The sequence below is a fragment of the Moritella marina ATCC 15381 genome (assembly GCF_008931805.1).
In the GTDB taxonomy this organism is placed as follows: Bacteria; Pseudomonadota; Gammaproteobacteria; order Enterobacterales; family Moritellaceae; genus Moritella; species Moritella marina.
Genome location: NZ_CP044399.1, coordinates 431,094 through 445,769 on the forward strand (window position 1 = coordinate 431,094; position 14,676 = coordinate 445,769).

15 protein-coding genes are annotated in these 14,676 nt (G+C 39.7%); 9 read left to right on the forward strand and 6 right to left on the reverse strand.

What is annotated here, in order from left to right:
- Window positions 1–131: 131 nt before the first annotated feature.
- Complete coding sequence (locus tag FR932_RS02110; protein ID WP_019441938.1) at window positions 132–1,061, reverse strand: LysR family transcriptional regulator; 930 nt, start codon at window positions 1,059–1,061, stop codon at window positions 132–134.
- Between the two features lie 282 nt (window positions 1,062–1,343).
- Between FR932_RS02110 and FR932_RS02115 the strand changes: the two genes are divergently transcribed.
- From FR932_RS02115 to FR932_RS02145, 7 genes are all read left to right on the forward strand, one after another.
- Window positions 1,344–2,063 carry an SDR family oxidoreductase gene (locus tag FR932_RS02115; protein WP_019441939.1) on the forward strand — a complete coding sequence of 240 codons (720 nt, stop codon included), beginning with the start codon at window positions 1,344–1,346 and terminating at the stop codon, window positions 2,061–2,063.
- A gap of 154 nt (window positions 2,064–2,217) precedes the next feature.
- Window positions 2,218–2,526: a hypothetical protein gene (locus FR932_RS02120; RefSeq protein ID WP_019441940.1), complete on the forward strand. Its 309-nt coding sequence runs from the start codon at window positions 2,218–2,220 to the stop codon at window positions 2,524–2,526.
- A gap of 625 nt (window positions 2,527–3,151) precedes the next feature.
- A complete protein-coding gene (locus FR932_RS02125; protein WP_019441941.1) occupies window positions 3,152–4,165 on the forward strand; it encodes an amino acid ABC transporter substrate-binding protein in 1,014 nt (337 codons plus the stop codon).
- Between the two features lie 395 nt (window positions 4,166–4,560).
- A complete protein-coding gene (locus tag FR932_RS02130) occupies window positions 4,561–5,445 on the forward strand; it encodes an amino acid ABC transporter permease (RefSeq protein WP_240532417.1) in 885 nt (294 codons plus the stop codon).
- A gap of 1 nt (window position 5,446) precedes the next feature.
- Window positions 5,447–6,526, forward strand: a complete 1,080-nt coding sequence (locus FR932_RS02135; RefSeq protein ID WP_019441943.1) for an amino acid ABC transporter permease — start codon at window positions 5,447–5,449, stop codon at window positions 6,524–6,526.
- A gap of 66 nt (window positions 6,527–6,592) precedes the next feature.
- Complete coding sequence (locus FR932_RS02140) at window positions 6,593–7,339, forward strand: amino acid ABC transporter ATP-binding protein (protein WP_019441944.1); 747 nt, start codon at window positions 6,593–6,595, stop codon at window positions 7,337–7,339.
- A 139-nt stretch (window positions 7,340–7,478) separates the two neighbouring features.
- Complete coding sequence (locus FR932_RS02145; protein WP_019441945.1) at window positions 7,479–7,844, forward strand: SpoIIAA family protein; 366 nt, start codon at window positions 7,479–7,481, stop codon at window positions 7,842–7,844.
- A 123-nt stretch (window positions 7,845–7,967) separates the two neighbouring features.
- Here FR932_RS02145 and ahpF read toward each other — a convergent pair whose 3' ends face one another.
- Together ahpF and ahpC are read right to left on the reverse strand one after the other, a co-directional pair.
- Window positions 7,968–9,557, reverse strand: coding sequence for an alkyl hydroperoxide reductase subunit F (gene ahpF, locus FR932_RS02150; RefSeq protein WP_019441946.1), 1,590 nt, complete (start codon window positions 9,555–9,557; stop codon window positions 7,968–7,970).
- Window positions 9,558–9,758: 201 nt separating this feature from the next.
- A complete protein-coding gene (ahpC, locus tag FR932_RS02155) occupies window positions 9,759–10,316 on the reverse strand; it encodes an alkyl hydroperoxide reductase subunit C (protein ID WP_019441947.1) in 558 nt (185 codons plus the stop codon).
- 296 nt (window positions 10,317–10,612) lie between these two features.
- On the opposite strand from ahpC, the gene FR932_RS02160 reads away from it, so the two are divergent.
- Both FR932_RS02160 and FR932_RS02165 read left to right on the forward strand, forming a co-directional pair.
- The gene (locus FR932_RS02160) at window positions 10,613–11,131 is read left to right on the forward strand and encodes a GNAT family N-acetyltransferase (protein ID WP_019441948.1); all 519 of its coding nucleotides are present in this window, start codon (window positions 10,613–10,615) and stop codon (window positions 11,129–11,131) included.
- A gap of 127 nt (window positions 11,132–11,258) precedes the next feature.
- The gene (locus FR932_RS02165; protein WP_019441949.1) at window positions 11,259–11,705 is read left to right on the forward strand and encodes a GNAT family N-acetyltransferase; all 447 of its coding nucleotides are present in this window, start codon (window positions 11,259–11,261) and stop codon (window positions 11,703–11,705) included.
- A gap of 91 nt (window positions 11,706–11,796) precedes the next feature.
- Here the strand turns inward: FR932_RS02165 and FR932_RS02170 are convergent, their stop codons facing one another.
- The 3 genes from FR932_RS02170 to FR932_RS02180 form a co-directional block, all read right to left on the reverse strand.
- The gene (locus FR932_RS02170; protein ID WP_019441950.1) at window positions 11,797–12,276 is read right to left on the reverse strand and encodes an Mpo1 family 2-hydroxy fatty acid dioxygenase; all 480 of its coding nucleotides are present in this window, start codon (window positions 12,274–12,276) and stop codon (window positions 11,797–11,799) included.
- 236 nt (window positions 12,277–12,512) lie between these two features.
- Window positions 12,513–13,751 carry a cysteine desulfurase-like protein gene (locus tag FR932_RS02175; RefSeq protein WP_019441951.1) on the reverse strand — a complete coding sequence of 413 codons (1,239 nt, stop codon included), beginning with the start codon at window positions 13,749–13,751 and terminating at the stop codon, window positions 12,513–12,515.
- Between the two features lie 164 nt (window positions 13,752–13,915).
- Window positions 13,916–14,548 carry a 2OG-Fe dioxygenase family protein gene (locus FR932_RS02180; RefSeq protein ID WP_019441952.1) on the reverse strand — a complete coding sequence of 211 codons (633 nt, stop codon included), beginning with the start codon at window positions 14,546–14,548 and terminating at the stop codon, window positions 13,916–13,918.
- Between the last annotated feature and the right edge of the window lie 128 nt (window positions 14,549–14,676).

Consider the following 14,676-nt stretch of genomic DNA (forward strand, 5'->3'; position numbering starts at 1 on the left):
CATATATGCAGCTCAATTAACTACTTATAAGTATGAACTAGATAGTTTTTGATGAATTGATCTTAATCATAAATGCTCGAAAGAACATTTTGCACACCCATTCGAGCATCTCATTTTAATGAAAAAGGCTATTATAATTGCTTAAAGCGTTGGCATATAAAATCAATCAACACCTTTAAGCGGGCAGGTTGATAACGATTACGATGATAAAGTAGAAACAGCGGCACATCAGGCGAATGCCATTGTTCGTCGTCAGATGCTGAGATTAACGCCGGTGCTAAGGTATGCGCGTTAATTTCTTCTTCACAATACAGTTCAGGTAAACGGACAATGCCATTACCACTCTTGGCGGCATTAATCAGTGCTCGGCCACTTTTACAGCTAAAGTTACCTTTCACATTGATGTCTAATTCATGTATCGGGGCATTATTGTGTTGCACTGATTTTTGATGGAAACGCCAGCGTTTGATACTGCCAGTTAAACAATTATGTTGTTCCAGATCTTTAGGGTGCTTAATGACAGGATGTTTAGCTAAATAATCAGGACTGGCCAATACCTGCACCTTAATATCAGTGAGTTTTCTCGCGACTAACCCTGAATCTTCTAATTCCCCCATACGCACAACTAAATCAAATGCCTCGGCAATCAAGTCAACGCGTGGGCTACTAAAGTCCAGTTCAACCTCTATATCAGGATACTGTAAATTAAACTCACTGATAATGTTTGCCAGAATATCCTCACCTATCACACCACCAACACAGTTGATGCAGATACTACCTTGTAATTGTTCGGTATCGTCTTTCGCTGCTATAACTGCTTGGTTGATGGTTTGTAATGATGTAAGGCATTGCTGGAAAAATTGTTCGCCAATAGGCGTCAATCGTTGGGCGCGTGTCGTACGGATAATCAGTTGCACACCGAGTTGTTGTTCGAGCTGAGCAAGTTGACGCGATACGTGGGCACGAGATGACTGTAATACTTCAGCGGCTTTAGTAAAGCTACCTTGTTCTGCAATAGTGACAAACGCACGGATGTCGGCAAGAGATGAGCTACTTTGCATTGCTGTGCCTATAGAGATTAAGTTGAGTAGGATAATAGTAAAAGGTCTATGAATCTCATTGTAGCTTAAAGCGTAATAGTTATGTTCTTTATTGTGTATATATCAACAATAGTCATTTCTATATACTCTCTTCATCCGCTCAGGAGTGCTTAGGTCTAACGTTAATAGACGCGATACATTCACTATGTAGTCATTGAGTGCGCAGCTAATCGCTGTCGTTTAATCTTAATTGTTATTAAAAATAATCAGCAAATATTATTCTAAAAAAATAGAGAGCATACAATGAAAAAATTAGTTGTTATTACAGGCGCAAGTTCAGGTATTGGTGAAGCTACAGCAAAACGTTTAAGCGCAGCTGGTCACCCATTATTATTAGTTGCTCGTCGAGTTGAAAAATTAGAAGCGCTAGACTTACCAAACTGTTTATGTGAAAAAGTAGACTTAACAGTACACGCTGAATTTAACGCGGCACTTGCTAAAGCGGAAGCGGTATACGGTCCTGCGGATTTATTAATTAATAACGCTGGCATGATGTTACTAGGCCAAATCGATACTCAGCCTGCTGAAGAATTCAAAACGATGTTCGACGTTAACGTCATTGCATTATTAAACGGCATGCAAGCAGTTCTTGCGCCAATGAAAGCACGTAATACGGGTACTATCATTAACATCAGCTCTGTTGCAGGTCGTAAAACATTCGGCGCACACGCTGCTTACTGTGGTACTAAATTTGCTGTTCACGCAATCACTGAAAACGTACGTGAAGAAGTAGCAATGTCAGATGTACGTGTTATCACTATCGCACCGGGCGCTGTTGAAACTGAATTGTTGTCACACACAACATCAGAAGAAATTAAAGCGGGCTACGAATCTTGGAAAGAAACAATGGGTAGTATTTTAGCACCAGATGACGTTGCTCGTGCAATCGAATTTGCTTATGCACAACCACAAGATGTATGTATTCGTGAAATCGTATTAGCAAGTACACGTCAAGAACCTTAGGTCTTAATACGTATTGTTAAAGTACTAATTACCTGTTGGATAACAAATAACCCGGTAATTAGTACTTTTTTCATGCTTGCTTATTATGTTGCTTAGTTAAGATGGGGTTATTACTTTACAAGCACTACAAACTTTACATTAAGGATGATGTGAAATGAAATTATGGATATACAGACCGACACAATTACTCGACGCCGTGCGTGATTATAAATTATATGCTGACGGTGAATTCATCACTTATGTCAAACGTGGCCAACGCTTTGTTATTGATGTACCAGATCATACGCAAACTCTGCAAGCCAAACTCAGTTGGTGTTCTAGCCAGCCAATTTATACTAAAGACCTCTCCCATGGTGCTGTCACCGTTAAAAATGCTTTTTCACACAACCCACTATTAGTTCTTTTTGGATCAACACTTTTTGCTACATTTGGGCGTAAGCATTATTTAAAGCTGGTTATTTAATCTTACCTGACCGTATCTCATCGCTTTAATTGAGCAAAGCTACTTATATAGTGATAATTTATTACCAACTTTCCTTCAATTACTTATCTTGTTTTGTGAGCTCTGAAACAAAATATAGCGGGTTCTCATCGGAGGAGTATTAACGGATATCGTCGATAATTCTCCGGTAGATAAGGTGGAAAATGACGGAGAACTTTGCTCATGCTCATTTAATCTCATCTTGGCCAAGTATCATGATACGAGCTGATTTAATTTATAGCTTCTTTGTAAATTAGCAGATTAGACTTGCTTTAGTTGTAAAGAACGAGAATGGGTCAATACCATATCTTATAGTTTATTAATTTATATTATAGAGGTTAATGTGGATAAAAGCCTTAAAGTGAATAACCACAAAGTATTATTCACCTCAAATACGCCTACTCATGTTAATTTGTTGTTAAATTCGTGACGTATGTCTAATACTTACCAATGCTTTTGTTAATCAGTTGTTGCTTCATAGATGTTGTATAGAAATTACCTTATGCTTATTTTGTGTTTAGGAAACAGAGAAAATAACTCTTTTTAACTGGCGAGTGAGCCAACTAAAACCAACATTACAATAATAAAAATAGACAAGGAAATTAATATGAAGGTTACAAAAATAGCTTTAATACTAGGTCTAGCATCAACACTACCCAATTTAGTTAATGCTGCTACATTAGAGCAGGTAATGAAAAAAGGCGTATTAAACTGTGGTGTTTCTACAGGGATCCCTGGTTTCTCAGCAACGGATTCAAAGGGTGTTTGGAAAGGTATCGACGTTGACTTTTGTCGCTCAGTTGCCGCTGCTGTATTAGGTGATGCATCGAAAGTTAAATTCATTCCACTGACAGCTAAAGAACGTTTTACGGCATTACAAAGTGGTGAAATCGACCTGCTATCTCGCGCGTCAACGTGGACTGCAACACGTGATACTTCACTTGGCTTAAATTTTGCTGGTGTTAACTATTACGATGGTCAAGGTTTCTTAGTGAACAAAGATCTTGGTGTAACGTCTGCGAAAGAACTAGATGGTGCTTCTTTTTGTATTCAAGCGGGTACAACAACCGAACTTAACCTGACTGATTATTTCAAATCGAATAACATGGAATATAAAGCCGTGACGTTTGATACATCAGGTCAAACAATTGATGCATTCAAAAAAGGTCGTTGTGACGCCGTTACCTCTGATGCATCTCAGCTATATGGTTTAAGAATTAAGTTGGACGATCCTAAATCAGCAGTTGTACTACCTGATATTATTTCTAAAGAACCACTTGGTCCTGTTGTGCGTCAAGGTGATGATGAATGGTTTAACGTAGTTCGTTGGAGCTTATTCGCAACACTTGAAGCGGAAGAGCTAGGTGTAACAGCAAGCAATGTTGATAAGCAATTAAAATCAGCTAATCCATCTGTTAAACGTCTGTTAGGTGTATCTGGTAAAGCGGGTGAAAACTTAGGGCTTAAATCAGATTGGGCTTACCAAATCGTAAAACAAGTTGGTAACTACGAAGAAATGTTTGAAAATAATGTAGGTAAAAACTCACCGCTTAACATTGACCGTGGTCTCAATAATTTATGGAATAAAGGCGGTTTAATGTACGCAATGCCAATTCGATAAATTAATACCTCAGTCACTTCAGCTTATCATCAGATATGTTGAAGTGACCTTGGTATATCGGGGGCTTGGCCCCCTTTTTTAAAAGGTTATTTTGTTATGAATAATTCAAAACTCCCCCCAACCTCCAGCGGTTTGTTTAATAGCCCCAAAAATCGCGCAATTATTTTCCAAGTGCTTTCTTTAGTGGTTGTGGTTTTATGCATTTTTTACTTCGTTAACAACATGTTTGATAATGTAGCAAAAGGGGTATCACTACAGGTTTCTCATTCTTAGGTGAAACAGCTGGTTTTGGTGTCAGCCAATCACTTATTCCTTATGATGATACAAGTTCAACGTTTTTAGATGTATTTATTGTTGGTATATTAAATACCATACTAGTGGGCGTGATTGGTATTGTGCTCGCGTCTATTATTGGCCTTATGGTTGGTATTGGTCGTCTATCTTCTAATTATTTAATCGCTAAATTATCACTGGTTTATATTGAAACCTTTCGTAACATACCGATTTTATTGCAAATTTTATTTTGGTATAACGTGGTACTTGCAGCACTACCAAGCCCGCGCCAAAGTATTTCTTATTTTGATTCTGTCTTTATTAATAACCGCGGTTTAATTGTACCGGATCCGATCTTTGAATCGGGCAGTAGTTTTATTCTTATCGCGTTTGTACTGGCTTGTATTAGTGTGGTCTTTCTGAGCAAGTGGGCAATCAAACGCCATGATCTAACGGGCGAAGAGTTTCCATTAGTGAAAGTCTCTCTGGCTATCGTTGTTGTTGCACCTTTACTGGTATTTTTTGTTACCGGCCAACCTATAAGTGCTGAATATCCAGCGTTAAAAGGCTTTAACTTTAAAGGTGGTATCACTATTATTCCGGAATTACTGGCGCTGATCTTTGCGTTGAGTATTTATACCGCTACCTATATTGCTGAAGCTGTGCGAGCGGGGATTGAAGCTGTACCTCCAGGTCAAAAAGAAGCGGCAAAATCATTAGGGCTAAAAGATCATGTGATCTTGCGTAAAGTGGTGTTACCGCAAGCATTACGCGTAATTATCCCTCCGGTTATTAACCAATATCTTAATCTAGTGAAAAACTCATCACTGGCAACGGCAATTGGTTATCCAGAAATTGTTACCTTGTTCTCAGGGACGACGCTTAACCAAGTCGGGCAGGCTATTGAGATTATCTTAATGACGATGGCCGTGTATCTTGTTTTCAGTATTGTTATTTCACTGCTGCTGAACTGGGTTAATGCAAAAATGGAAATTAAAGGAAGATAATATGGCTGTTTATACGATGAAAGAGGCCAAACCTGCACCTTCGACGAGTAAGGGGTTGGTATTCTGGTTACGAGAGAATTTATTTTCTACTATTCCTAATACGCTGTTAACACTGCTAGGTATTTACTTTATCTATGCCACAGTCCCACCATTATTGGATTGGATGATCTTTGATGCGACATGGAGTGGTACTAAAGAAGAAGTGGTAAAAGAAGGTGCACGCTGGATATTTATTATCGAGAAATTCGATCAATTTATGTATGGTTTCTATCCTGAAGCACTGCATTGGCGTCCGAATTTAGTCGCTATTATCAGCATCATTTTTGTATTTTTTATACCGCGTCTGAGCAGTATTAAAATCAAATTTGTTAGTATGCTGTTGTATCCGGTTATATGCTTCATCTTGATCCGTGGTGGACTAGGACTTGAAGTGGTCGGCACTGAAAAATGGGGCGGTTTAATGCTGACTATTTTGGTGGCTGCCGTGGGCATTATCGCATCATTCCCAATTGGTATCTTATTGGCGTTAGGTCGTCAGTCTGACAATATGCCGATTGTTAAAACCTTATGTGTTGGTTTTATTGAGTTTATTCGTGGTGTGCCGCTTATTACTATCTTATTTATGGCGTCGGTAGTACTGCCGTTATTCTTTAGCGATGGTATCGAGTTTGATAAGTTATTACGGGCGTTAATTGGTATTACCTTGTTCCAAGCCGCGTATATTGCCGAGGTTATTCGCGGTGGTTTACAAGCTATTCCAAAGGGTCAATATGAAGCGAGTGAATCATTAGGATTAACCTATTGGCAGGGCATGATTTTAATTATTCTGCCGCAGGCGTTAAAGATCTCGATTCCTAACTTGGTGGGTTCATTCATCTCGTTATTTAAAGACACGACCTTGGTATTAATTATTGGTTTATTCGATATTTTAGCAATGGTGACACTGACAAACAGTGATACTAGTTGGCTTGGTTTTGAAATTGAAGGCTATGTATTTGTTACCCTTATTTATTGGGTATTCTGCTTCAGCATGTCGCAATATTCGCGCGTGATAGAGCGTAGATACAATACCGATCACTAACCATTACCGTAAATTTACAGCTTAACACTGACCATTTACATAAGGTAATTGGTATAAGGAAATATCATGTCAGAACAAGATTATATGATCAGCATGCAAGACGTTAACAAATGGTATGGTGATTTTCACGTACTTAAAGACGTTAACTTAAATATTAAGAAAGGCGAGAAAGTGGTTATCTGTGGTCCGTCTGGATCGGGTAAATCAACGACAATCCGTTGTTTGAATCACCTTGAAAAATTTCAAGAAGGTAAAATCAACATTAATGGTACTGACTTGATTGAAGACGTTAAAGTGGTACGTCATATTCGCTCGCAAGTGGGGATGGTATTCCAACACTTTAATTTGTTTCCGCATCTTTCTGTATTAGAAAACTTATTGCTTGCGCCAACTTGGGTACATAAAAAACCCCGTCATGAAGCGATTAAAACGGCGATGATGTACTTGGAACGCGTAAAAATTGCTGACCAAGCACATAAATTTCCTAATCAGTTGTCTGGTGGGCAGCAGCAACGTGTAGCGATTGCGCGTTGTCTATGTATCAATCCTGAAATCATGTTGTTTGATGAACCGACATCGGCACTGGATCCAGAAATGGTATCGGAAGTATTAGATGTGATGGTTGAGCTTGCAGATGAAGGTATCACTATGATCTGTGTAACCCACGAAATGGGCTTTGCTAAGAAAGTGGCTGATCGCGTTATCTTTATGGATGCAGGGCAGATTATTGAAGAGAACGAACCGCATGAGTTCTTTGATAATCCGCAATCAGATCGTTTAAAATTATTCTTAGAGCAGATTTTATCGCACTAAGTAAAGCACTAAGAACAGTACTTACAAAAGTATGATGTACTGCTGATAAGCCTTACGCTTAATCCATTACTATAATGGGTTAGGGTAAGGCTTTTTTATGAGTCTATTTATATGTAGAAAATAAGATGCAGGAAATCATATGTTGGAAATGATAGATATCGAAATGGACAATGCGGTTGCGTTTCAAATGTCGGGTAAAATAACGGAAGGTGATATGGCGTTGGTGCTGAATGTTGCCAAAGAGAAAATTTCGCGTTATGGCAGTATTATGCTGTTTGAAAAGATTAATTCATTTAGCGGTGTTGAATTTTCAGCCCTAATCGAAGAGTTTAAATACCTGTTTGATGTCGGTATTAGCAATATAGACAAGGTGGCGATATTAACGGATAAAAAATGGATAGAGCATATTGTTAATATCGAAGATAAAATATTTAAAAGTATTGATATGAAATGTTTTGCTTTGGAAGAGCAGTCGCAGGCAATTGCGTTTCTTAAAGGGTTATAAAAAACCAGCAGTCGTTAGTGACTGCTGGTTTACAGGGGGATAAGCCTTGCACGTGGGGACTAGCGCAAATTTTATCTTATTGCTGTTTGCTGCAATTTAGTTCTTACAACTTACTATTTACAGTTAAGCGTTAACGGTATCAGTTGGTGCCGGAGTACGAATCAAATGGTCAAAGGCACTTAAGCTAGCTTTTGAACCTTCACCCATGGCAATGATGATTTGCTTATAAGGTACTGTTGTTACATCACCAGCGGCAAATATACCTGCAACCGAAGTTTCGCCTTTAGCATTCACTTCAATTTCGCCACGGGCTGATAACTCCACATCACTGCCTTTTAAGAAATCACTGTTTGGCATCAACCCAATTTGTACAAAGATACCGGCAAGTTCAAGTTGTTTCGCATCGCCAGTGGCGCGGTCAACATAATTAAGCGCTGTTACACGTGTACCATCACCAATTACTTCAGTGGTTTGCGCTTGTTTAATAATGGTAATGTTAGCAATACTGTCGGCCTTATTAACCAATACTTGATCGGCACGTAAGGTATCTGCAAATTCAAGCACGGTCACATGTTCAACCAAGCCCGCTAAGTCGATAGCCGCTTCGATACCGGAATTACCGCCACCAATAACAGCCACTTTTTTGCCTTTAAACAATGGACCATCACAATGTGGGCAATAAGCCACGCCTTTGTTGCGGTATTCTTGTTCGCCAGGTACATTCATTTCTCTCCAACGTGCACCTGTTGATAAGATCACACTGCGGCTTTTTAATATCGCGCCACTATCGAGTTCAACATGAATATAGCCATCAGCTGTTTTTTCAGCACTCACTACACCTGCGGCTCGTTGCTCATTCATGATATCCACATGATATTCTTTAACGTGCTCTTCAAGTGCAGCTGCGAGTTTAGGACCTTGAGTTTCTTTGACTGAAATAAAGTTTTCAATTGCCATGGTATCCATAACTTGACCACCAAAGCGTTCAGCAACGACACCGGTACGGATACCTTTACGTGCAGCGTAGATAGCAGCAGATGCGCCAGCTGGACCACCACCAACAACGAGTACTTCGTACGGTGCTTTTTCGTTTAATGCTAGCGCTTGTTTTTTTGCTGCGCCAGTATCAACTTTAGCTAATATTTCTGTTAATGAAATACGACCTTGGGTGAACACTTCACCATTTAAGTAAACACTTGGTACGGCCATGATGTTACGTTCAGCTACTTCATCTTGGAATGCTGCGCCGTCAATCATGGTTGTTTTAATATTAGGATTCGTTGCAGCCATCATATTTAAGGCTTGCACAACATCTGGGCAGTTTTGACAGCTTAATGATATGAATATTTCAAAATTCATTTCACCTTCAAGATTAGCAATTTGTTCAATGACTTCGGCATCGAGTTTCATTGGATGGCCACCACTATGTAGTAGGGCTAACACCAAAGATGTAAATTCATGTCCCATTGGTAAACCAGCAAAGCCAATGGCAGTTTGCTTCATCGGATTAACTACCTGCATGATAGGTTTACGTGCGCTCGCGCTTTGATCTTCGATAACAATTACTTTTTCGCTTAATGATGCGATGTCATTAGCTAGGGTATGTAATTTCTGTGCGGTCTGGCTGTCATCAAGGCTTAGTACTAGCTGTACTTCGGTCTTTAAGTTTTGTAAATACGCCTTTAACTGGGTTTTCATATTTTGGTCTAACATGGTGACACCTTTTTAATTCTGTTTATGGCTACATTGATGCGCTTTTGAAAACGCGATTAGCAATTTGGTTAATTTAAAAATCGATTTTCTGCTGTTATTTTTCGAGGGTAAGCAAAAATGTATTTTTAAATGACCTCAGCGATTGCTGTATGCTGAGGTCGTCTTATCTTCAATTAATCAGTCTTTAAAGTTGCCTTTAAATTAGATTTTACCTACTAGGTCTAGTGAAGGAGCTAGTGTTTCTTCGCCTTCTTTCCATTTAGCTGGGCAAACTTCGCCTGGGTTAGCAGCTACATATTGTGCTGCTTTAACTTTACGCATTAAGTCTTCAGCGTCACGGCCAATACCTTCTGCTGTGATTTCCATTGCTTGGATAACACCTTGTGGGTCAACTAGGAAAGTTGCACGGTCAGCAAGACCTTGACCTTCACGCATCACATTGAAGTTGTTTGTGATGTTGCCTGATTGGTCGCCTACCATGAAGTAGTTGATTTTGCCGATTGTGTCAGAGCTGTCGTGCCATGCTTTGTGTGTGAAGTGTGTGTCAGTTGATACAGAGAAAACTTCAACACCACGTTTTTGTAGTTCTTCGTAATGGTCTGCAACATCACCTAGTTCAGTAGGGCAAACAAATGTGAAGTCAGCTGGGTAGAAGAAGAATACAGCCCATTTACCATGTACGTCTTGCTCAGAAATTTCTACGAATTCGCCTTGTTTAAAAGCCGTTGCGTTGAATGGTTTGATTTGAGTATTGATCATGTTGTTATCCTATTAATTAGTTAATTGTGTGATGGGACTCTTGCAGTAGTCTTGCTGCGAATCCATGAGAAGGATTATGGGGCAATCATATGGATAGGTAAAGCTGACTGAATATATGAAAGTGATAGTTTAAATCTATCACTCTTTGAGCCGAGGTTAACTACGTCGTGAGGTGATTAATTAACGTGATGTCTTACGGAGAGGGCTAGTAGCTTAAATAATGTTATAAAGAGTGCTATAAAGAGTGCTGTAAGAGTGTTATTAATCGTGTTGTAAATCTTGTTATGAGAGGTGTTATGAATAGTGAGTCTAAGCGAGGTATTAAAATAGAATTGGCTGATGCATCCCATTTAACCGCCTTTAAGTCCTACGTCGATGAATGCGTAACTGATGGTATTGTGCTTTATGAATTTATTTTTAATAACCACGCGACTTATCTAAATAAGCGTATTGCGTATGCTCGCGGCGAACAGTTGCCTAAAGGTTGGACGCCGATCTCGACTTATTTTTGTATCGAAAATGACATTATCCTTGGTTCACTTCGTGTTAGGCAGGGGGATAGTGATTATATTAATAACGTTATTGGCCACGTAGGGTATGAAACGAGACCGTCTGCGAGAGGCCAAGGGGTCGCGCAGTTGATGTTGTCGTATATTCAAAATACAGTACTGACAGATGCTGTTATTATCACTTGTGCCCCCTCTAATCTTGCGTCACGTAAGGTGATAGAGAAATGTGGTGGTGAATTTTTGAATCAATTCTATAGTAAAGAAGAAGCGTTACAGGTACTAAGGTATCGTTTATCGCCAGCATAAATAAGGAATTTTATGCAGTTGTAATTTAATCAGAAGTTGCTACTCTGGATAGCTAAGCTATTAACATAGATGTATGTAATACACAGTGTTATTACCCATCTATTGATTCATATTAAAAAGGAATTTTATGAACATCAAGCAAGCATCACTCGAAGAGTTAAACGACCTGGTTAGTCTATTTGATCAATATATGGTGTTTTATAAGCAACCATCAGCCCCACAAAAATACCGTCCGTATTTAGGTGAGCGTTTAATGAATAACGATGCAACGGTGTTTATTGCGTATAACAAAGGTGGTGATCCGATGGGGTTTGTACTTAACTACCACTCGTTTTCCTCGGTGTCGTTAGGCAGAATTATGGTACTAAATGATTTGTTTATAGCGCCTGAATATCGCCGACAGGGGTTAGCGAATGAATTGATTCATCGAGTCGTGAGGGAGGCGCGTAATACGGGGGCTATCCGTGTCGATTTGAATACCGCTCAGGATAACTTCTCGGCGCAAGCCTTGTATGAAAAACTCGGGTTTGTAAAAGATACCGCGTATTTTTCGTATAATTTGGCGGTAAAATAGCAGTTCATCGATTGATATCGATTTATATCGATTTAGTAACATCAATAGCTTGGTAGCAATCTATTGATGTTAAGTGATTAATGCCCGCTTATTAATAACGGATCCCTACACGTTGATAGATAAACCCTAACAACCAAGCTGGGCCAACTAATAAAAACTGTAAGTCCTCAAAAAACGAGGGCTTCGCGCCTTCAATCTTATGGCCGATAAACTGAAATACCCACGCAATCGCAAATAACACCGCACTAAATACCCATAACGGCATGGCTAAATAAAGCGTCAACATATAGCAGGCTATTAGGCATAACTCAGTAAACAGTAACATGCCCAATAAGATACGTTTTGATAAGGTATAATAGAAATACATCGCTGGCAGCATGGCGATTGTAACCCAGTTTAGCCAAGGTGATGATCCCATCCAGTCCAGCTTGGGAATAGACCACAGTAAACCGACGATGGTAAAGAAAATAACAGGCACCATGATCCAATGGATGAGTTTATTGGTTTTGTTTTGGTGGCTAACGCCATATTCATCAAACCATTGCTGTACCGTTCTCGATTGACGTGACATATTTTGCTTCCTTGCAGTATAAATTAACGAATGACATTTTATTTAATGGTCGTTAGTAGGCTAGCATAGTGGGAAAAATGAAAGTGTTATCGAAGTGTTGTTTTTACTATTTAAGCAGATTTGAGCAATGTGAAATTAAATCATAAGTTGATAAATGTAAGCCCAAGTGTTGGAAACACGAGGGCTTAGGGGTCTATTGAAGTTGGATTAGTAGCTACTTAATCGCTATTTAATTACTATTTAATTAATAAAGTCTCTAGCACAGCAAATAATGCATCGATTTCGCTGGTGGTGTTGTAGTGCATAAAACCAATACGTATTACGCCGCCTTTATCCAAGATATCGAGCTGCTTGCACAAACCGATAGCATAGAAATGACCGTTCCAAACGCACATATTATGTTGTCCGAGTAAACCGGAAACGTCTTCAGGCGATGCATGGTCAATACGGATAGAGAAGGTCGGTGTACGCTCAGTTAATCTGTCCATGTCATTAATGCCATATAGCGTTACGTTGCTGTATTGCGCTAACTTGGCAAGGAAATGTTGGCTAAGCTGCTGTTCATGGGATTGATATAATTCAAAGCTTTGTACAAGTCTTTCACGTAGCGGTAGTACTTGATCACCTGCATGGGCAAGGTATTCAACTGCAGCAGTAAAGCCAGCTAATGCTTCAAAACTTTGCGTGCCGGTTTCAAAACGACCAGGGCCTTGGTTTGTTGCTGGTTCCACTTTGTAAGGCGATAAGCTATGTAACCATTGTGGCGCCACATAAGCGATACCGACATGAGGGCCAAAGAACTTATAAGCAGAGCAGGCTAAGAAGTCACAACCCAATGCCTGCACGTCCACAAGCTTGTGTGGCGCGTAGTGAACAGCATCAATATAAATCTTAGCACCGACAGCATGCGCAGCCTCAATGATAGGTTTAACATCGACTAATGAACCTGTGGTATTTGATGCAAATGTCAGAGCCACTAATTTAGTCTTCGCAGAAATCAGTGAGATCAAGTGTGCACTATCAAGTGTGCAATCAGCTTCATTCACACGGGCTTGATGTACTATTGCGCCTTTATCATCCGCCGCTTGTTGCCATGTCGAAACATTTGAATAATGATCTAATGAAGTAACAATTACTTCATCACCCGCTTGCCAGTCACGGCTAATCGCACGACTTAGTTGGAAAGTCAGAGACGTCATGTTCGCGCCAAAGACGATATTATCTGGCGACTCGGTATTTAATAATGCTTGGCCGCTTAGGCGGGCGTTACGCATCACATCAACAGTTTTTTCACTTGAGAAAAAGCGACCGCCAAGGTTTGAGTTATATTTACCTAGGTAGGCTGTCATCGCATCAAGTACTGACTGTGGAACTTGTGAGCCACCAGGACCATCAAAAAAATACACTGGCTCGCCATTTACTTGTTGTTGTAGTGCTGGAAATGCTTGGCGGATTGACTCAATACATAAGTTCATCGGTTATTCCTTTAATAAAATCATGATTACGTTTACAGCTTTTTTGTGTAAAACGTAATGCTATTCTTAGTGTGTTAAATACGTTGTGCTGGCTGTTTTAATGACAGTTCGTATCACTGCTTTTTGTGCTGTTTTATTCGCTGATTTTATAGCGACGCTGTAAATTAAGCGGTGAAAACAAATACGTCGCGCAGTCCGGTTTCATCTTGCAGACCTGGTAGTGTTTCAGTCACGTAGTGATAATAGCGACGGTCATTGAAAATGATAAACTGGTTTTCTTCGAGCGTGGTACTCATGTGCGGATGTTGGTCCACAGGCGATGAGAATATCTGGGTAAAAGCACCAGCGATATTATCTCGCTTCACACAGAAGATACCGACAAAATCAAAGCCGTCTTGGTGAATACCTTCCGGTGCTGGTGAACCAGACTTATCTTGTGAGCACACGACACGGATCTGGTGTACGCCAATTGGTTGTTTACTGGTATCTACGTTAGTACGTTCTAAAAATGCACTGAGTAGATGTTGAAAATCAGGGTGTTGATCAAGTGATGGTGAAATGTCTTCGAACTTACGCTCAACATTACCGATAAGACGGTTTACATCTGATGACTGCATGAAGGTACTTGAATTTAACTTTTCAAATTGCGTGTCGGTTTTTTGGTATTGTGAAAATGCACGGAATCGGCAGTTACTTTCAAGGTAAGGATCAGCTCCTAAATCATTAAAGAAATTACCTAAGTTTTGCGCACAGGTTGAGGGTGCTTGAAATGCTTCAATAAGAAATGATCCGTTCATGCTGTAAATCCTTGGTTAACCAGATGTAAATGTAATGCTGATTATCCGTGTATGTGGATAAGTTACAAGATGGAGGGCTATCTTTGAAAGGATGTTTTATAAAAGGCTGATTTGTAGTTTCATATTGG